Here is an 18,853-nt window from a genome sequence, read left to right on the forward strand (position 1 = left end):
ATATTAAGAACCCATACGGTAGTTCGGGGACTCTTTGGTGATAGTCACGTCGTGAACGTGGCTTTCCTGGATGCCCGCGCCGCTGATACGTACGAATTCTGCTTTGGTGCGCAGAGCATCGATAGTACCACAGCCGGTCAGGCCCATGCAGGAACGCAGGCCGCCCATTTGCTGGTGAACGATCTCTTTCAGACGGCCTTTATACGCCACGCGGCCTTCGATACCTTCCGGCACCAGTTTGTCCGCAGCGTTGTCGGTCTGGAAGTAACGGTCAGAAGAGCCTTTGGACATCGCGCCCAGAGAACCCATGCCGCGATAGGATTTAAACGCACGGCCCTGGTAGAGTTCGATTTCGCCCGGAGATTCTTCGGTGCCTGCCAGCATGCCGCCAACCATGACAGCAGCTGCGCCAGCGGCGATGGCTTTAGCGATGTCGCCGGAGAAACGGATCCCGCCGTCGGCGATGACCGGAATACCGGTGCCTTCCAGCGCTTCAACCGCGTCAGCCACGGCGGTTATCTGCGGCACGCCTACGCCAGTGACGATACGCGTGGTACAGATGGAGCCAGGCCCGATACCGACCTTAACCGCGCTGCAGCCTGCTTCAGCCAGGGCGCGAGCGCCAGCGGCGGTTGCTACGTTACCGCCGATGATTTGCAGGTCAGGATACTTAGCACGGGTTTCACGAATACGTTGCAGAACGCCTTCGGAGTGGCCGTGAGAGGAGTCAATCAGCAGAATATCAACGCCAGCGGCGACCAGAGCATCAACACGCTCTTCATTGCCTGCGCCTGCGCCAACCGCAGCCCCAACGCGCAGACGGCCCTGCTCATCTTTACAGGCGTTAGGTTTACGCTCTGCTTTCTGGAAGTCTTTCACGGTGATCATGCCGCGCAGGTGGAAGCCCGCGTCCACAACCAGCGCCTTTTCAACGCGCTTTTCGTGCATTTTAGACAGTACGACGTCGCGCGCTTCGCCTTCTTTAACGGTAACCAGACGCTCTTTCGGGGTCATGTACACGCTAACTGGCTGGCTCAGATCGGTCACGAAGCGCACGTCACGGCCGGTGATGATGCCCACCAGCTCGTTGTCTTCGGTCACGACCGGGTAACCGGCAAAGCCGTTACGCTCGGTTAATTCTTTCACTTCACGCAGGGTGGTGGTTGGCAGCACGGTTTGCGGGTCAGTTACCACACCACTTTCGTGTTTCTTCACGCGCTTAACTTCTTCAGCCTGGCGCTCAATGGACATGTTTTTGTGAATGAAACCAAGGCCACCTTCCTGCGCCAGAGCGATAGCCAGACGCGCTTCCGTCACGGTATCCATCGCTGCGGACAGCATAGGGATATTCAGACGAATAGTTTTGGTCAGCTGAGTGCTGAGGTCGGCCGTGTTCGGCAGAACGGTGGAATGAGCGGGAACGAGGAGAACGTCGTCAAACGTCAGTGCTTCTTTAGCGATACGTAGCATGGCAATATCTCAACCTGGGGGTGAATGAGAACAGATAAAATATTGCCGCGGCATTATACAGAGCGTAAGCGATTGCATCCACACTTTTTTCGCAAAACTCCTTGCTAATAGTGAAACGGAAGGTAGTATCGACCTAATAACCTGCTGATTTAGAATTTGATCCAGCTCACATGTCGATACAAAATTCCCCCTCAATTTTTACCGTTTCTCGCCTGAATCAGACGGTGCGTTTGCTGCTTGAGCAGGAAATGGGGCAAGTCTGGATCAGCGGTGAAATCTCTAACTTCAGCCAGCCCTCTTCGGGCCACTGGTACTTCACGCTAAAAGACGATACCGCTCAGGTGCGCTGCGCGATGTTCCGCAACAGCAACCGCCGCGTGACCTTCCGCCCGCAGCACGGGCAGCAGGTGTTAGTGCGCGCTAACATCACCCTTTACGAGCCGCGCGGCGACTACCAGATCATTGTCGAAAGCATGCAGCCCGCCGGTGAAGGACTGCTGCAGCAGCAGTACGAGCAGCTCAAGCAGAAACTGAGCGCTGAAGGGCTTTTTGACCCGTTACACAAGCAGGCCCTGCCCGCTCCGGCTCGCCAGGTCGGCGTCATCACCTCTAAAACCGGCGCGGCCCTGCACGATGTGCTGCACGTTTTACAGCGTCGCGACCCGTCCCTGCCGGTCATTATTTATCCGACTGCCGTTCAGGGCGCAGACGCCCCGCTGCAAATCGTGCGCGCCATCGAGCTTGCCAATCTGCGCCACGAGTGTGACGTGCTGATTGTCGGGCGCGGCGGCGGCTCGCTGGAAGATCTGTGGAGCTTTAACGATGAACGGGTTGCGCGGGCGATTTTTGCAAGCAAGATCCCGGTTGTTAGCGCCGTAGGGCATGAAACTGACGTCACTATCGCCGATTTTGTCGCTGATTTACGTGCCCCGACGCCGTCCGCCGCTGCCGAAATCGTCAGCCGTAATCAGCTCGAACTTCTGCGCCAGCTCCAGGCTCAGCAGCAGCGTATGGAAATGGCGATGGACTATTACCTCGCCCAGCGCTCACGACGTTTTACCCAGTTGCACCACCGCCTCCAGCAGCAGCACCCTCAGCTACGTTTAGCCCGCCAGCAAACCGCCCTTGAACGCCTGCGCCAGCGCCTGACCGTGGCCATGGACGGCAAAATGCGCCGGGCGAGTCAGCAGCAGTTGCGCCTCGGTCAGCGCCTTAACCAGCAGCAGCCTCAGCCGCGTATTCACCGCGCTCAGTCCCGCCTGCAGCAGCTGGAATACCGCCTGTCACAGTTAGTAAGCGCTCAGCTCAGCCAGACTAAACAACGCTTTGGCACCGCGCTCGCCCAACTGGAAGCCGTTAGTCCGCTGGCGACGCTCGCTCGCGGCTACAGCGTCACCACCGCCGAAGACGGCAAATTGCTGAAGAAAACTAAGCAGGTGAAGTCCGGGGACACGTTAACCACGCGCCTGGATGACGGCTGGGTTGAAAGTCAGGTAACCGGCATTCAACCGGTGAAAGCGCCGCGTAAGCGTAAGCCTGCGGCGAAAAGCGAATAAACCACTCAGCGCGCGGCGGGAACGAACTCCACGCGCTTTTTAGAAATCAGTCCGTGGCCGTTCTGGCAGAAATAATCCACCGCCCCACACGCCTTCAGCACCTGCAACGGCTTATGGCAGTCCGGGCAAAGCGCTTCCAGATGAACCTCTATGTCACAGAGATTACAGTGCGCTCCCCCGTCCGTTTGGCTCAGTTCGTTTTTACACGTCGGGCAATTAATCATCCTTCTTCCCTCCCGCTAATTCATGAATGAGCCCCATTATATACCCATCACGTTAAGATGGATTCATTTCGCCCCTGTGCAAAAGACGGGCAAACCTGGCGCATTAATGCACCGTTCTTGCCCAGCCTGTTCCCTCATGGGTTCTCGCTTGTATTCAGACTGGTATCCCAGGCCGCGCTGCGGCTGAATCTTCAATTTCCTGAAGCCATTGGCACGATAATTGAATCATCCCCTGTATGCGGTTAACCGGGGAGCACACATTCATGTTTGATGAACTGTTAGATAAAGATGCCACGGCGCTGGCCGCCCTGATTCGCTGTGGTGAGGTTTCCGCCCGGGAAGTTACTCAGGCAGCCATTGACCGTCAGCAGGCGCGTGAGCCCCTGATTCAGGCGTTTTGTACCCCAACGCCGGAGCTTGCTCTGGCACAGGCGGACGCCGTCGATGCTAAGCGTGCCAGCGGTCAGCCATTAGGCGCGCTGGCCGGGGTGCCTCTGGCAGTGAAAGACCTGATTTGTACCGCCGGGGTGAGAACCACCTCAGGATCTGCCGCCTACCAGGACTTTGTGCCGGAAGAAGACGATATCGCCGTGGAGCGGCTCCTGGCGGCAGATGCCATTCTGCTGGGTAAAACTACCGCACCCGAATTTGGCTACAGCGGCGTGGGGCACAATCCTCTGTTTCCTTCCCCGCGCAACCCCTGGGATCGCAGTAAAACACCAGGCGGCTCCAGCGCAGGCTCCGGCGCCGCGCTCGCCGCCAGGATGTGCCCGATTGCGCTAGGCAGCGACGGCGGGGGTTCGGTTCGCATTCCGGCCGCCCACTGCGGCGTCTATGGTCTGAAAGCGTCTATGGGCCGCGTGCCGCTTTGGCCTGGCTGCCGCGACGACCGTTATCCTGGCGTTTCCAGCTGGGAGTCTCTGGAACATATTGGCCCGATGACCCGCACCGTGCGGGACGCTGCGCTGATGATGTCGCTGCTGGCTGGCCCGGATATGCGAGACCGCCACTCAATTCCCTGCTCTGACGTCGACTGGCTGGCCTCGTTAGATAAGCCCTTAAGCGGCCTGCGCATCGCCTTTAGCGCCGATTTTGGCTACGTGGCGGTAGACAGCGAAGTTCGCTGGTTAACGACGGCAGCGGCGCATCGTTTTGCGCGTGAATTGGGCGCCGAACTGGAGGAAGTTGACCCCGGCATTGCCGATGAAGCCAGAACATTTGCCGCCCTTGTTGCCTTTGAGAGTGACCTGACAGGTATGCGCCAAATGCAGGCCGAACTGGGACCGCGAATGTCGCCTCATCTCAGCGCGATGCTGCAGCATGAATGGCGCGCCGAAACCTTCACCGACGCGAACACGCAGCGTAAAAAAATCTGCAATCAGCTTTGGCGTTTTATGCAGCGCTATGACCTGCTGCTCTCACCCACGCTGGCCGTGCCGCCGTTTCCGCTCCACATGCAGGGTCCGGAGATCATCGACGGGCGCATGGTCAGAAGCGACCACTGGCTCTCGTTCTGCTTCCCGTTCAACTTTACCGGCCAGCCTGCCGCTTCGGTTCCCGCAGGTTTTACCGCGAACGGGCTGCCTGTCGGGCTACAAATCGTGGGTCGTCACCTGGATGATGGCCTGGTGCTCGCGGCAAGCGCCGCCTTTGAGCGCATTCAACCATGGGATCACATCAGCCCTGCTTCATTTGGAGTTCTCCATGAATAAGAAACCATCCCCTGCCCTGGAGCAGGAATTTGAGCACGAACCCGTGCCGCTTAGCCATCGTCACTCCACAGGATCCGTCTCAGCGGTGTGGTTTGGCTTCCCGATGATCCTCACCAACGCGCTGTTTGGCGGCATTATTACCTGGTCGTTAGGCTTCTGGCCGGCGATCATCGCCATTCTGCTCGGCAACCTGGTGCTGTTTGCCTATGTGGGTTCCCTGAGCTGGTTTGCCGGGCAGACGGGCATGAATTTCGCCCTGCAGGCCAAACGAACCTTCGGCACCAAAGGCTACATTTTGGTTTCTGGTTTTCTTTCCACCGTGGTGATTGGCTGGTACGCCTTCCAGACTGGCCTTACCGGGACGGTAATTAACGAGACTTTCGGCTGGAATACGCTTGCGGTGACGGCGTTCGCCATCGTGCTCTACACCGGTGTGACGTTCCTGGGCGTGCGTGCCCTGTCGATTCTGGGGATGATTGCCGCTCCGCTCTTTGTGGTACTTGGTCTGGTGGCGCTGTGGTTGATTAGCCAGCAGCATGATTTCAGCGCCGTCCTTCAGTGGCAAGGCAGCCCTGCCGCCGTGGGCACAATGAGTATGGGCACTGCCGTCACTATGGTGGTTGCTGGCTTTGCAGATTCAGGCACCATGACCGCAGATTTCACCCGCTGGTCAAAAAATGGGAAATCTGCCGTGATTGCCGCGTTCTCGGCATTTCCCGTCGCCAACGTCATTTCTTATCTCTTCGGCGTGGTTATCGTCGCGGTTGGCGCGGGCGTTGATCCGGCGACCAACGGCGGTAACTTCCTGCCGATCCTGATGGGGCACGGAGAAATTCTGTCGGCCATCGCCTGCCTGTTTGTGTTTATTAACCTTGGCTCCGTGTGCACCCACTGCCTCTACAACGGTGCCGTGGGCTACAGCCATCTGTTCCACAGCAAAATGCGGCTCTGGACGCTTATTTTGGGCGTGGTGGGCGGTGCGCTGGCGTTAGCGGGCGTGTGGTCTTATTTCCTTGAATGGCTGAGCCTGCTCGGCATCGTCGTGCCGCCGTTTGGCGCGGTGATGATTGTTGATTTGATCTTTATGGCCAAATTTAGCCAGAACCGTCAAACAAGCCATGTGCGCGGCAGCGCCTTTGCGGCCTGGGCTATCGGCAGCCTGTGCGCCGTTGTAGCTCACCTGCTGTTCCCACAGTTTGGCGAAGCGGTCATTGGCCTGGTGACAGCGGCCATCAGTTACACCCTGATTTTGAAAATCAAAAGCGAAGCTCCGGCGAACGCCATGGAGGGAAAAAATGCCTGATTACACCCTTAGCTCAACGCCTTATGCCTGGCCATTTGATGGCCACTACAGCGCCAGCGACACCGCGCTGATCGTTATCGATATGCAGACCGACTTCTGCGGCAAAGGCGGCTATGTCGACTGCATGGGCTATGACATTGCGCTCACGCGCGCGCCGATAAAACCGCTCCAGCGCGTGCTGGCCCGGATGCGCGAACTGGGCTTCCCCATTATTCATACCCGCGAGGGGCATCGCCCGGACTTAAGCGATCTGCCGGCGAATAAGCGCTGGCGTTCAAAACGTATGCACGCAGAAATCGGCGCGGAGGGGCCATGCGGCCGCATTCTGGTGCGTGGAGAGCCGGGCTGGGAAATCATTCCGGAGCTGGCCCCGCTTGAGGGGGAAGTGATTATTGATAAGCCGGGCAAAGGGTCGTTTTACGCCACCGATTTAGAGCTGATCCTGCGCAGTCGGGGGATCCGCAACCTGATTCTGAGCGGTATTACGACGGATGTGTGCGTGCACACCACGCTACGTGAAGCCAACGACCGAGGTTTTGAATGCCTGGTACTGACCGACTGCTGTGCTGCCACGGAATTAAAGCATCACGAAGCGGCGCTGAGCATGATTCATATGCAGGGCGGGATTTTTGGTGCGGTGGCGAGTTCAGACACTTTACTGGCAGGGCTTGCCAGCCAAATGCCCGCGCTGGCAGTTTAACCTTTAAACCAATGAGCTCCCCTTCTGGCGGGGAGCACATCGGCAATCAATCAGGGCTTATTTGCCCTTTTTGATATGCTTAATCAGACGCTTACGTTTACGCATCTGGTTTGGCGTCAGGGTGTTACGTTTCCCGGCGAACGGGTTCTCCCCTTCTTTGAACTGAATACGGATTGGCGTACCCATGACGTCCAGCGATTTGCGGAAGTAGTTCATCAGATAACGTTTGTAGGAGTCCGGCAGGTCTTTCACCTGGTTGCCGTGAATCACTACGATTGGCGGGTTATAGCCCCCGGCGTGCGCGTATTTGAGCTTAACGCGACGGCCGCGAACCAACGGCGGCTGATGGTCTTCCGCCGCCATGTTCATGATGCGGGTCAGCAGCGCGGTGCTTACGCGGCGCGTGGAGCTGTCGTAGGCTTCACGAACGGATTCGAACAGGTTACCCACGCCGCTGCCGTGCAGAGCGGAGATAAAGTGCACGCGGGCAAAGTCGATAAAGCCGAGGCGGAAGTCCAGGGTCTCTTTCACCTGCTCGCGAACTTCGTTGCTCAGGCCATCCCACTTGTTGACCACGATAACCAGTGAGCGCCCACTATTCAGGATGAAGCCCAGCAGCGAGAGATCCTGGTCGGAAATACCTTCGCGGGCGTCAATAACCAGCAGCACAACGTTCGCGTCTTCAATCGCCTGCAGGGTTTTGATTACCGAGAACTTCTCAACCGCGTCGGTGATTTTCCCACGCTTACGCACGCCCGCGGTATCAATCAGCACGAATTCACGCTCGTCGCGCTCCATCGGGATGTAGATGCTGTCGCGGGTGGTGCCCGGCATGTCATAAACGACAACGCGTTCTTCGCCGAGAATACGGTTAGTTAGCGTGGACTTACCTACGTTAGGGCGGCCAACGATAGCGAGCTTAATCGGCAGATCCTGAGGGTTGAAGGCTTCTTCCTCCTCTTCTTCCTCAAACTCTTCGTCTTCGGAAACAATGCCGTTTTTAGCGTTAAACGCAGCCCAGTAGGCTTCGTCTTCGTCCATCTCTTCCGGTTGCTCACGCGGGTCGATATCATCCATCCACGGCACCAGAACGTGTTCCAGCAGGCTGGTCACGCCACGGCCATGGGAAGCCGCAATCGGGTGGATTTCGCCGAGGCCCAGAGAGTAGAAGTCAATCACCGCCTGGTCCGGGTCAAGACCATCGGTCTTGTTCGCCACCAGGAAGGTTGGCTTCTGACGGGAGCGCAGGTGCTGAGCGATAGCTTCATCGGCTGGCATCAGCCCGGCACGCGCATCCACCATGAACAGCACAACATCTGCCTCTTCAATCGCCAGCAGCGACTGCTCGGCCATACGCGTTTCCACACCATCTTCTGTGCCATCGATACCGCCGGTATCAATACAGATAAACTCGCGGCCTTCGACTTCCGCACGACCGTACTTGCGATCGCGAGTCAGCCCCGGAAAATCCGCAACCAGCGCATCGCGGGTACGCGTTAAGCGGTTAAACAGGGTCGATTTACCGACGTTAGGGCGCCCAACAAGCGCGACCACAGGTACCATTATAAAAGCCTCATTACTCAAAATTTATTAGTAAAACAGCGTCAATTTTCGGCTGTTTTTAAAAAGCCAAAACGGCTCCCGAACTAAGGGAACCGTTTCAAACGTGACGATTATCCGACAAGTTTAGCGTTTGATGGCGTACAGCGTGCCGTCTTTTGCCTGGATAAGCAGTTTGTCGCTGGCAACTACTGGCGTCGTCTGGAAGCCGGAGCTGTCCACTTTCTGCTGGGCAACAAAGCGCCCATCATCGTTGTTGATCCAGTGCATGTAGCCTTCGCTGTCGCCAACAACCAGGTAGCCATTGTACAGCACTGGCGCGGTCAGGTTGCGGTGCAGCAGATCGCTTTGCGTCCACAGCGTCACGCCGCCGTCTACGTTCAGCGCCACAACGCGGTCATTCTGATCCACCAGGTAAATGCGGTTACCGTCCACGATGAAGTCATTCACCGAGCCCATTTCACGTTTCCACATGATCTGGCCGGAACGCAGATCCAGCGCCGTCAGGTTACCGTTGTAGGCCAGCGCGTAAACCACGCCGTTAACGATAACCGGCGTTGTATCAACGTCGCTCAGGCGGTCAATTTCTGTCGCACCTGTCGCCTGGGAGATACGCTGCTGCCAGATAAGCTGGCCCTGCTGCATCAGCACTGCGCTAACGCGGCCGTTATCACCGCCGACAATAGCGGCACCAAAGGCAGTTGCCGGCGCCGATTCACCGCGCAGGGACAGCGCAGGCATATCAAGGTTTACGCTCCATTTTACCGCACCGTCGGCTTCGTTCAGCGCCTGCAGCATACCGTTGCTGGTATGAATCAGCACAACACCGTCGCTAACCACCGGGCGAGAAAGTGCTTCGCCAGCCACTTTTGTCTGCCAGGCAATGCTGCCGTCGGAGGTATTCAGCGCGAAGACTTTCGCTTTTTCGCTGCCGACATAAACGTGGCCACCGTCAACGGTCAGGCCACCGGACAACAGAGCCGGAATATTACTGGAGAAGAAGCCGGTTTTCTCAGACAGATCGACCTTCCACTCTTCTTTACCGTCATCCGCGTTCACGGCTTTCACAGTACCACGGCGGTCAGCAGCATAAATGGTGCTGCCCTGCCAGGCCGGATGCAGGTTAGAGTAGAAATCACCGATTCCATCACCCACGGACGTGCTCCACGCTTTTTGCGGAGTGAACTGGTTTTCTACCGTTGGCAGCGGAGACATTTTAACTACATCTTCTTCGCCGCTGAACAGGGAGCAGCCGCTGAGCAGCGTCAAAGAGAGCAGCCCAGGCACAAATAGTTTACGCAATTGCATCGGGTCCCTCTTAGCTGGACAAATTATTGATTTTCATCTGCATCATTTCACGCAGGGCCGGAGAAGCATTGGTTTGTGAACCTTTGCTCCACGCATCACGAGCACCCTGCTTATCCCCTTTACTGAGCAGCGCTTCGCCGCGCAGGTCGGCAACCATTGCTACCCAGCCTTCGCCTTTTACGCTATCCAGCGTTTTCAGCGCAGCATCAGCCTGTTTCTGCTGAATCTGAATGCGAGCCAGACGCAGATTGATCAGCGCCTGCATGTTCTCATCTTTGGTACTGCTAAGGCCGTTTTGCAGCTGGGTGGCTGCTTTATCCAGCTCGTTTTTATCAACAAACTGCTGCGCCAGCTCTAATGCCGCCAGCGCGCCATAGGTATTTTTGTTGTCAGCGGCAAATTTCTCGACCGCTTCCAGCGTCTGCGGCTGGTCTGCTTTTACCGCGCTGGTCACATTCTGGTAAGCCAGGGATGCTTCACGCATGGAGTCGTCCTGGTGGCCGTTCCAGTAACGCCAGCCCACCAGAGCGCCGATACCCAGCACAACCCCGACTACCAGCGCTTTGCCGTTTTCCGCAAAGAAGCGTTTTACCGCTTCCATCTGATCGTTTTCGTTCTCGTAAACTTCCACGCAGTCCTTCTCCTTAACGAATAATCACCGGGTGATTAACCCAGTAACGCCTGCAGATGGGCGGCAGCGTCAGCTTGCGCGACGTTTTGTTGCTCACCTGTGCGTAAATCCTTAACCACGACTTCGCCTTTAGCGACTTCATCTTCACCCAGCACCAGTGCAACGCGAGCGCCCCACTTGTCGGCACGAGCGAACTGCTTCTTGAAGTTACCGCCGCCGTAGTTAGTCATCAATTTCAGTGCCGGCACCTGGTCACGTAGCTTTTCAGCCAGCAGCATCGCCGCGCCCTGCGTTCCCTGACCCGAGGAGATCAGGTACATATCGACAACGGATTCTGCTTTAAATTCAGGATTAATCGCCTGAACCAGTAAAACAAGGCGCTCGAGGCCCATAGCGAAGCCAACCGCTGGCGCCGCGCGCCCGCCAAGCTGTTCCACCAGACCATCGTAGCGGCCACCGGCACACACGGTGCCCTGAGAGCCCAGGCTGTTCGTCACCCACTCAAACACGGTGCGGTTGTAGTAGTCCAGGCCGCGAACCAGACGCTGGTTAACGGTGTAAGCAATGCCTGCTGCATCCAGGAACTGACACAGGCCGGCGAAGTGCTCACGGGACTCTTCATCAAGGTAATCGCCTAGTTGAGGCGCATCGTTCAGCAGAGCCTGAACATCCTGATTTTTGGAGTCCAGCACGCGCAGCGGGTTGCTGTACATGCGGCGTTTACAGTCCTCGTCCAGCTTCTCTTTATGCTGCTCCAGGAAAGCAACCAGCGCATCGCGGTAGTTAGCACGAGCCTCCAGCGAGCCGATAGAGTTCAGCTCCAGGCTCACATGCTGGTCAATACCCAGCGCGCGCCACCAGCGAGCCGTCAGCATGATAAGCTCGGCGTCAATATCCGGGCCATTCAGGCCAAAGACTTCAACACCCAACTGGTTAAACTGGCGATAACGCCCTTTTTGAGGACGTTCATGGCGGAACATCGGCCCGATGTACCACAAACGCTGTTCCTGATTGTACAGAAGACCATGTTCGATACCGGCACGCACGCAGCCCGCGGTGCCTTCAGGACGCAGAGTCAGGCTGTCGCCGTTGCGATCCTCAAAGGTATACATCTCTTTTTCAACCACGTCGGTCACTTCACCGATAGCGCGTTTGAATAACGGGGTCTGCTCTACAATCGGCAAACGGATTTCGCTGTAACCGTAGCTCGCGAGCACCTGCTTAAGAATGCCTTCAATACGCTGCCAGATGGCGGTTTCGCCCGGCAGGTAATCGTTCATGCCGCGAATGGCTTGAATGTTTTTTGCCACGTTTTTTCTCTGCTTTATATACAAAAAATGAACCCGAAATCAGGCCACTTACTCAGGTAAACGGCCGTGCGGGTTCAATCATACACGGGAAGCCCTGTGCTTCCCATGCTTCGCATTATTTTTCCAGCTGTTGGATATCAATACGCTGTTTTTCATCCAGCATGCTGGCTTTGGCACGAATACGCGCTTCAAGCTGCGCAATCATGTCCTCGTTGTCCATACGATCTTTCTGGCGGACGCCGTCTTCGTAGAAACCACTTTTCTTATTGCCGCCGGTCACCCCAAGGGTTGAAACCAGCGCTTCGCCCGGGCCATTCACCACGCAGCCGATAATGGAAACGTCCATCGGGGTGATAATGTCTTCCAGGCGCTGTTCCAGGGCGTTTACCGTCCCGATAACGTCAAATTCCTGACGCGAGCAGGTTGGACAGGCGATAAAGTTGATCCCACGGGAGCGGATGCGCAACGACTTAAGAATGTCGAAGCCAACTTTGATCTCTTCCACCGGATCCGCCGCCAGGGAAATACGCAGCGTGTCGCCGATCCCTTCGGAAAGCAGCAGCCCCAGGCCGATCGCCGATTTGACTGAGCCCGCGCGCGCGCCGCCCGCTTCGGTGATCCCGAGGTGTAGCGGCTGATCGATCTGCTTTGCCAGCAGGCGATAAGACTCTACGGCAAGGAATACGTCCGACGCTTTTACGCTCACCTTAAACTGATCGAAGTTAAGGCGATCGAGATGATCAACGTGGCGCATTGCGGATTCGAGCAGCGCCTGAGGCGTTGGCTCACCGTATTTTTCCTGAAGATCTTTTTCCAGAGAACCCGCATTCACGCCGATACGAATAGGAATGTTTTTATCGCGCGCGCAGTCAACCACCGTGCGAATACGCTCTTCGTTGCCGATGTTGCCAGGGTTAATACGCAGGCAGTCGACGCCGTATTCTGCGACTTTAAGAGCAATACGGTAATCAAAGTGGATATCGGCGACCAGCGGGACGCTGACCTGCTGCTTGATGAGCTTAAACGCCTCTGCGGCATCCATTGTCGGCACGGATACGCGAACAATGTCGGCACCCACGCGTTCTAAGGCTTTGATTTGATTAACCGTAGCTTCCACATCGGTGGTACGCGTATTGGTCATCGATTGAACGGCGATGGGGGCACCATCGCCGATTGGCACATTACCGACGTAGATCCGCTTGGATTTGCGACGTTGGATGGGTGCGGCATTATGCATGGTAAATCTCCACAATTACGCGTCTGAACTGGCGCTGATTATTCAGCCCCAACAGTGAGACGCGCAACCTGGTTAGTTCTGATAAAACGACTCAGGTCCACAGGTTTGCCCTGATATTGAACCTGTACTGCCGACGGTGCGCCAATTTTCAGTTTATAAGGTGCTTTACCCGCTAAATTGAGCTTCGCATCTTTGCGCTGCAGGCCGCTAAACAGTTTTTTACCGCTGGCATCGGTAACTTCCAGCCAGCAGTCAGCGGTAAAGTTCATTGACAGCCCTTGAGAGGCGTCCGCGCTCTGATTCACGCCAGCCTGGTCGGTTGGCAGTTGGCCAGCAGCGGGGGCAGGCGTTGTCTGTGCGTTATCAACCGCTGCCTGGCTTGGGGCCACAACGGCAGGTTGCTGCGCCACATCTGCAGTAGTAGTTTGCTGAGCTGGCGCAGAAGAAGCGGTGTTCTCCACTGGCGTAGGTAGCTCAACAGGTTGTGCAGGGGTTGATGCAGATGCCGCATCGGTAGATGCATCGCTGCCGGTGTTCAGCGGCACAGACTGGCCGCCGCTGGTTGAAAGTTCGGTGGAAGATTGGTCGGCCATTGTCGACAGTTCTTCCTGCTGCGCTTTGTGATTTTGCCACCACCAGGCGCCGGTCAGGCCAATTACCACAAACAGAATCAGCCAGGTAAAGCTCATCAGCCAACCATCGCGCTTTTTACGGCGTTTCCCAAGAGAGAAACTTTGCATCGGCTCAACTTTGGCCGCCTTAATCGGCGCCTGCTTCGCCATCATTGGCAACAGCTCTTCTTCAGGAATATGAACCAGACGCGCATAAGAGCGGATATAGCCACGCAGGAAAGTAGACGCCAGTTCGGCAGGCGCCTTGTCGTCTTCGATATCCCTGACGGTGGAAACTTTCAGGCACAGGCGTTCAGCGACAGCCTGCTGGCTGAGCCCCATTTGTTCACGAGCATTACGTAAACGCTGGCCTGTGGTTTGTGCTGCATTTGATTCGTTAGTGGCTTCAGTATTCATTAGCTACAACTGCTGGTACTGTTCAAATTAAAGAATTTGGCACAAGTCCTGTACCGCAGCGTCTCCGCTACGTCAGATTGACTCGCACCGCGAAACAAATCTGATACCTGAAGGCTACCCCTCAGTAAAAATACCCGATACCAGACATGCGGTTAGCACTAGCTGGCATTTTACTGGGCTACCGGACCCGCCGGTTAGTTAACCATAGTCACCCTTTGGCAGGATGTCCGTTAACTTTAACGAAATGGGCACAACTAAACTGTTGTTGCGAGGCTACATACTGCCTTAAAGCCGCCAGAAACGCACCGTAATTATTATGCCGAATGATGTATTAGGCCACGTTATTGACTGTTCATGCACTTTTGCCCGTTTTTTATACCGCGCTGGACACATTTGCCCAGCGCGGTAAATCGCCATTTACAATCAAACAGCTTTTACGGCAATCGGTTCGCCCTGCATGCGTTTACGCATGGTGCGCTTGGTGCGGTCGATAACTTCACCGGCCAACTGACCACATGCCGCGTCAATATCGTCGCCGCGTGTTTTACGGACAATGGTGGTGAAGCCATAGCTCATCAACACTTTAGAGAAGCGATCGATACGGCTGTTGGAGCTGCGGCCATATGGCGCGCCAGGGAACGGGTTCCACGGAATCAGGTTGATTTTACATGGCGTATCTTTCAGGCATTCAGCCAGCTGATGCGCGTGTTCTGTACCATCGTTGACGTGGTCCAGCAGCACGTACTCCACCGTGACGCGGCCCTGGTTGGCATTGGATTTCTCCAGGTAACGACGAACGGCCGCCAGGAAGGTTTCGATGTTGTACTTTTTGTTGATAGGCATGATTTCGTCACGAATATCATCGGTCGGCGCGTGCAGAGAAATGGCCAGCGCGACATCAATCATATCCCCGAGCTTATCCAACGCTGGCACCACGCCAGAGGTAGAAAGCGTAACGCGACGTTTGGACAGACCAAAGCCGAAGTCGTCGAGCATGATTTCCATGGCCGGAACAACGTTGTTCAGGTTCAGCAGCGGTTCGCCCATGCCCATCATCACCACGTTGGTGATAGGACGCACACCGGTTTTCTTCTGTGCACCAATAATCTTCGCCGCGCGCCAGACCTGACCAATAATTTCAGACACACGCAGGTTACGGTTAAAGCCCTGCTGTGCGGTTGAACAGAATTTACATTCCAGCGCACAGCCAACCTGTGAAGAAACGCACAGTGTGGCGCGATCCTCTTCCGGGATATACACCGTTTCCACCAGCTGATCGGCAATTTTAATTGCCCACTTGATAGTGCCATCGGCAGAACGCTGCTCTTCAGCAACTTCAGGTGCACGGATCTCGGCGATCTCTTTCAGCTTATTGCGCAGAACCTTGTTGATGTCCGTCATTTCGTCGAAGTCATCACTGCAGTAGTGATACATCCACTTCATGACCTGATCCGCGCGGAAAGGTTTCTCACCCAGCTCGGCGAAAAATTCGCGCAGCTGCTGGCGGTTGAGATCGAGCAGGTTAATTTTTTCGGCTTTATTGGAAACAACAACGGGTGTTGCTTCAGGCGTGTTCATTTCAGACATAATGTTTTCCGGCCTCGTTGTTACACGTTATGGCCCCTGGAGGGTTAGAAAAAGAAACGCCCCGGTGAGCAGGCTCTTCCGGGGGCGTTGCATTGTACAAATTCTATGGCATAGATGCCACGACTGAAAGCGAACAACGATTAAAAAATGTCACATCAGCTTTCTGGTCGAGAATATCCAAAGTCATTCGAGTTGCAGGCAGACAGCAAGGTAATGAGACCCAGGAACTTACTCAGGTAAGTGACCGGGATGAGTTCCTGCTGCTAACCCTCTGTGGCCCAAATGATAACGGATATTTTAGCGCGTGCGCGGGCACACTTCGCCTTCGCCGAAGAAGTAGGCGATTTCACGGGCGGCGGATTCTACGGAGTCAGAACCGTGGGTGCCGTTTTCGGTGAAGCTGTCAGCGTAGTCTGCACGCAGAGTACCGGCCAGGGCATTGGCTGGGTTAGTTGCGCCCAACAGGTCACGGTGGCGCTGTACTGCGTTTTCGCTTTCCAGCACGGAAACAACAATTGGGCCAGAAGTCATGAACTCAACCAAACCGTCGAAGAACGGCTTACCATCGTGCTCAGCGTAGAAACCACGAGCCTGTTCAACGGTCAGATGCAACATTTTTGCGCCAACGATTTTAAACCCTGCAGATTCAAAACGAGCATAAATGTTACCAATAACGTTTTTTGCCACCGCGTTTGGTTTGATGATGGAAAAAGTACGTTCAATAGCCATGATTACCTCTGTAAATGTTCTGTGTGTCCGGGAAACCCGGTTATGAAATTGGCGCAGATTATAAAGAGCAAGTTTGTCGTTGCCTATGGATGGAGATAACATTTTTTTAAAATAAGATTAGTTTTGGCAACACGATCGGCACAGCAGGCAAAATTTCTCGCTTTGCCGTTACTGCAGAGTAAAGTTCGCGCTGGCCACTTGCCCAAATTCATCCATAACCAACACTTGATAGTCGCCAGGTTTACCGAGCATTAACGCCAGCCCATCGCCTGTGCTCTCTTCGCTTTCCCCGTTGATAAACCACCACCGCTGGCCCTGCCCACCCTGGCTTGAAAGCCGAAGCGGGAGCTGCATCTGCCCCGGTAAACGTTTCAAAATAGTCCCGTCACGCACGCCCAGCAGCAGCAGCGGTGTCACGCTCTCTTTTTGCAGCGGTGGGCAACTCTCCGAAACGGCAGGCAAACGAGCGGCGCGGCGTTCAGCCTGAGGCAGCCAGGGTTCCAGGGGCAATGGCCAGAGCGCGACTGTCTGCTGACGAGCCCCGGGGCAATCGGCCGCCACTCGCTTACCCTGAGCGTCGACCCAGATAAGCTGGCGCGTTCCCTGCGAGCCTTCTTGCCCCGGCGCCAGGAGCGTGGGCGGCTGAGCATCATCCAGAAGCCATGTTGCCAGCCTTCGACGGCAGTTCACATCCCCGGCGGATAATGCCTGCCCGCCGGGCCAGCAGACCTCTGCGGCGGTGACCGAAGCGGGTCGGGGATCGGTCGGCAAATGAAGCTGCTGCACGCGCGAGTTCGCCTGCAGCAGATTATTCACCTGATTAAGCAGCGGCACGGCACTCCCCAGCCCAAACTGCCCCGCCACCGGCGTGCTGTCTGGCCTGCCGGTCCAAATCCCAATCAGATAGCGCGAATTAATACCGATGGCCCAGGCATCGCGGTAGCCGTAGCTGGTCCCGGTTTTCCACGCCAGCGGCACAACGGGCGGTAATGTTTCATCCGGCTGAGGCTGGGCCTCCCCGGCAAGAATGCGGCGGATTATCCACGCTGCACCCGGCGACATCAGCGGGCGCTCCCGCAGCGCATCACTCGCCAGCACTCGCAGTTGAGCTGCTTTTCCATGGCGGGCAAACGCGCTATAGGCAGCCACTATCTGGTCCAGCCTGGCGCCCCCGCCGCCAAGAATAAGCGACAGGTTAGGCTCACTGCCCTGAGGGAAACGGAGGTTAAGCCCCACATTACCCATCTGCCCGGCAAAACGCTTCGGCCCGTAAGCCTCAAGCACCTGAACAGCAGGTAAATTCAGCGAACGTACCAGGGCATCGCCCATGCTTACCGGCCCGTGAAAACCGGTGTCAAAATTCCCGGGCCGATAGTCGCCGAACCGACGCGGTACGTCCTGCAACAATGAGGCCGGGTGAATCAGCCCTTCATCCATCGCCATGCCGTAAACAAAGGGCTTTAACACCGAACCCGGCGAACGGATGGCGGTGACCATATCGACATGTCCAAAACGGCTGTCGTCGTTGATATCAGCCGAGCCAACCCACGCCCGAACTTGCATAGTGGTGTGGTCGACCACCAGCATGGCCAGCGAGGAGCGAGGCGGCAGGCGTGATTTCCAGTTCAGCGCCAGCTCCTCCAGTTGACGCTGCAGTGGCGCATTCAGCGTGGTAGCAATCAATGTCGCTTTGCTTTTTGCTACCAGCGCGCGCGACAACAACGGAGCAAGCTGCGGCATCTGCCGCGGTGCCAGCCAGACAGCCTCCTGCAAAGCCTCATTTACCTGTTGCCGGGGCCACACGCCCTGCTCCGCCATACGACGAAGCACCTTATCTCGCGCCAGCTGCGCGCGATCCGGCCAGCGGTCAGGCCGCAGACGGCTTGGAGCCTGGGGCAATACCGCCAGCATTGCGGCTTCTGAATAACTTAGCTGTTCGGGGGATTTTCCGAGATAAGCCCAACTTGCCGCCCCGATGCCCTGTAATGTGCCGCCGAAAGGAGCGCGGTTAAGATAGAGCGTCAGGATCTCTGCTTTGGAAAGATGCCACTCGAGCTGGAAAGCGCGCCAGACCTGGCGAACTTTACCGCCGAGGGTACGGGGGTGAGGATCTAATAAGCGCGCAACCTGCATCGTCAGCGTGCTGCCACCGGAGATCACCTCGCCACTTCGAAGATCCTGCCAGGCTGCGCGCAAAATTGAAAATGGATTCACCCCGGGATGATCCCAAAACCAGCGATCCTCGTAGCCGATTAACGCTTCAAGATAACGGGGAGAAACCTGGTTAAGCGTCACGGAATAACGCCAGATCCCTTCGGCATCAGCAAAACGCCAAAGCGGCGTGCCGTCTGCCGCGACCACCACCCGAGCCGGGTTGACCTCGCGCAGCGGTAGCGGCCAGAGCTTATCCGCCAGCCAGACAAAAGCGGCGACCAGCAGCGGGGCTATCAGCCAGAGATAACCCCGCCGCGAGCGTAGCCTTGTTCCGTTAAGCACCG

The 18,853-nt window shown here is 56.4% G+C and carries 15 protein-coding genes; 4 read left to right on the plus strand and 11 right to left on the minus strand.

Going from position 1 to position 18,853, the window contains the following annotated elements; genetic code table 11:
* Positions 1-3: 3 nt before the first annotated feature.
* Positions 4-1,470 carry an inosine-5-monophosphate dehydrogenase gene (locus tag VW41_17075; protein ID AJZ90618.1) on the minus strand — a complete coding sequence of 489 codons (1,467 nt, stop codon included), beginning with the start codon at positions 1,468-1,470 and terminating at the stop codon, positions 4-6.
* Positions 1,471-1,640: 170 nt separating this feature from the next.
* On the opposite strand from VW41_17075, the gene xseA reads away from it, so the two are divergent.
* Positions 1,641-3,026, plus strand: coding sequence for an exodeoxyribonuclease VII large subunit (gene xseA, locus VW41_17080; GenBank protein AJZ90619.1), 1,386 nt, complete (start codon positions 1,641-1,643; stop codon positions 3,024-3,026).
* 5 nt (positions 3,027-3,031) lie between these two features.
* Here the strand turns inward: xseA and VW41_17085 are convergent, their stop codons facing one another.
* A complete protein-coding gene (locus tag VW41_17085; GenBank protein AJZ90620.1) occupies positions 3,032-3,250 on the minus strand; it encodes a hypothetical protein in 219 nt (72 codons plus the stop codon).
* 263 nt (positions 3,251-3,513) lie between these two features.
* Here VW41_17085 and VW41_17090 point away from each other — a divergent pair, with 263 nt between their 5' ends.
* From VW41_17090 to VW41_17100, 3 genes are read left to right on the plus strand one after another with little or no spacing between them, the layout of a single operon-like run.
* On the plus strand, positions 3,514-4,962 hold the full coding sequence (locus VW41_17090) for a glutamyl-tRNA amidotransferase (protein ID AJZ90621.1): 1,449 nt from the start codon (positions 3,514-3,516) through the stop codon (positions 4,960-4,962).
* The gene (locus VW41_17095) at positions 4,955-6,265 is read left to right on the plus strand and encodes a cobalamin biosynthesis protein (protein ID AJZ90622.1); all 1,311 of its coding nucleotides are present in this window, start codon (positions 4,955-4,957) and stop codon (positions 6,263-6,265) included. The genes VW41_17090 and VW41_17095 overlap by 8 nt, the downstream gene beginning before the upstream one ends.
* Entirely contained in the window at positions 6,258-6,965 is a 708-nt protein-coding gene (locus VW41_17100; protein AJZ90623.1) for a cysteine hydrolase, read from the plus strand. The genes VW41_17095 and VW41_17100 overlap by 8 nt, the downstream gene beginning before the upstream one ends.
* Positions 6,966-7,022: 57 nt before the next feature.
* On the opposite strand, the gene VW41_17105 is transcribed toward VW41_17100, so the two are convergent.
* From VW41_17105 to VW41_17145, 9 genes are all read right to left on the minus strand, one after another.
* Positions 7,023-8,528 (minus strand): GTP-binding protein Der, encoded by a 1,506-nt coding sequence (locus tag VW41_17105; protein AJZ90624.1) that lies wholly within the window; start codon positions 8,526-8,528, stop codon positions 7,023-7,025.
* 123 nt (positions 8,529-8,651) lie between these two features.
* A complete protein-coding gene (locus tag VW41_17110) occupies positions 8,652-9,833 on the minus strand; it encodes a membrane biogenesis protein (protein AJZ90625.1) in 1,182 nt (393 codons plus the stop codon).
* Positions 9,834-9,843: 10 nt separating this feature from the next.
* Entirely contained in the window at positions 9,844-10,464 is a 621-nt protein-coding gene (locus tag VW41_17115; GenBank protein AJZ90626.1) for a membrane protein, read from the minus strand.
* A gap of 35 nt (positions 10,465-10,499) precedes the next feature.
* Positions 10,500-11,774 carry a histidine--tRNA ligase gene (gene hisS / locus VW41_17120; GenBank protein AJZ90627.1) on the minus strand — a complete coding sequence of 425 codons (1,275 nt, stop codon included), beginning with the start codon at positions 11,772-11,774 and terminating at the stop codon, positions 10,500-10,502.
* A 115-nt stretch (positions 11,775-11,889) separates the two neighbouring features.
* Complete coding sequence (locus tag VW41_17125) at positions 11,890-13,011, minus strand: 4-hydroxy-3-methylbut-2-en-1-yl diphosphate synthase (protein ID AJZ90628.1); 1,122 nt, start codon at positions 13,009-13,011, stop codon at positions 11,890-11,892.
* 38 nt (positions 13,012-13,049) lie between these two features.
* Positions 13,050-14,039, minus strand: a complete 990-nt coding sequence (locus tag VW41_17130; GenBank protein AJZ90629.1) for a cytoskeletal protein RodZ — start codon at positions 14,037-14,039, stop codon at positions 13,050-13,052.
* Between the two features lie 423 nt (positions 14,040-14,462).
* A complete protein-coding gene (locus tag VW41_17135; GenBank protein AJZ90630.1) occupies positions 14,463-15,626 on the minus strand; it encodes a ribosomal RNA large subunit methyltransferase N in 1,164 nt (387 codons plus the stop codon).
* Positions 15,627-15,923: 297 nt separating this feature from the next.
* A complete protein-coding gene (locus VW41_17140; protein ID AJZ90631.1) occupies positions 15,924-16,355 on the minus strand; it encodes a nucleoside diphosphate kinase in 432 nt (143 codons plus the stop codon).
* Between the two features lie 168 nt (positions 16,356-16,523).
* A complete protein-coding gene (locus VW41_17145; protein AJZ90632.1) occupies positions 16,524-18,851 on the minus strand; it encodes a penicillin-binding protein 1C in 2,328 nt (775 codons plus the stop codon).
* Positions 18,852-18,853 lie beyond the last annotated feature (2 nt).

The sequence above is a fragment of the Klebsiella michiganensis genome (genome assembly GCA_000963575.1).
Taxonomy (GTDB): domain Bacteria; phylum Pseudomonadota; class Gammaproteobacteria; order Enterobacterales; family Enterobacteriaceae; genus Cedecea; species Cedecea michiganensis_A.

Excerpts from the sequence above, each read along its gene's own strand:
- VW41_17090 (AJZ90621.1), top strand. The coding sequence starts at position 3,514 with ATGTTTGATGAACTGTTAGATAAAGATGCCACGGCGCTGGCCGCCCTG.
- VW41_17130 (AJZ90629.1), bottom strand. The coding sequence starts at position 14,039 with ATGAATACTGAAGCCACTAACGAATCAAATGCAGCACAAACCACAGGC.
- xseA (AJZ90619.1), top strand. The coding sequence starts at position 1,641 with ATGTCGATACAAAATTCCCCCTCAATTTTTACCGTTTCTCGCCTGAAT.
- VW41_17075 (AJZ90618.1), bottom strand. The coding sequence starts at position 1,470 with ATGCTACGTATCGCTAAAGAAGCACTGACGTTTGACGACGTTCTCCTC.
- VW41_17125 (AJZ90628.1), bottom strand. The coding sequence starts at position 13,011 with ATGCATAATGCCGCACCCATCCAACGTCGCAAATCCAAGCGGATCTAC.
- VW41_17110 (AJZ90625.1), bottom strand. The coding sequence starts at position 9,833 with ATGCAATTGCGTAAACTATTTGTGCCTGGGCTGCTCTCTTTGACGCTG.
- VW41_17135 (AJZ90630.1), bottom strand. The coding sequence starts at position 15,626 with ATGTCTGAAATGAACACGCCTGAAGCAACACCCGTTGTTGTTTCCAAT.
- VW41_17140 (AJZ90631.1), bottom strand. The coding sequence starts at position 16,355 with ATGGCTATTGAACGTACTTTTTCCATCATCAAACCAAACGCGGTGGCA.
- VW41_17095 (AJZ90622.1), top strand. The coding sequence starts at position 4,955 with ATGAATAAGAAACCATCCCCTGCCCTGGAGCAGGAATTTGAGCACGAA.
- VW41_17085 (AJZ90620.1), bottom strand. The coding sequence starts at position 3,250 with ATGATTAATTGCCCGACGTGTAAAAACGAACTGAGCCAAACGGACGGG.
- VW41_17100 (AJZ90623.1), top strand. The coding sequence starts at position 6,258 with ATGCCTGATTACACCCTTAGCTCAACGCCTTATGCCTGGCCATTTGAT.
- VW41_17105 (AJZ90624.1), bottom strand. The coding sequence starts at position 8,528 with ATGGTACCTGTGGTCGCGCTTGTTGGGCGCCCTAACGTCGGTAAATCG.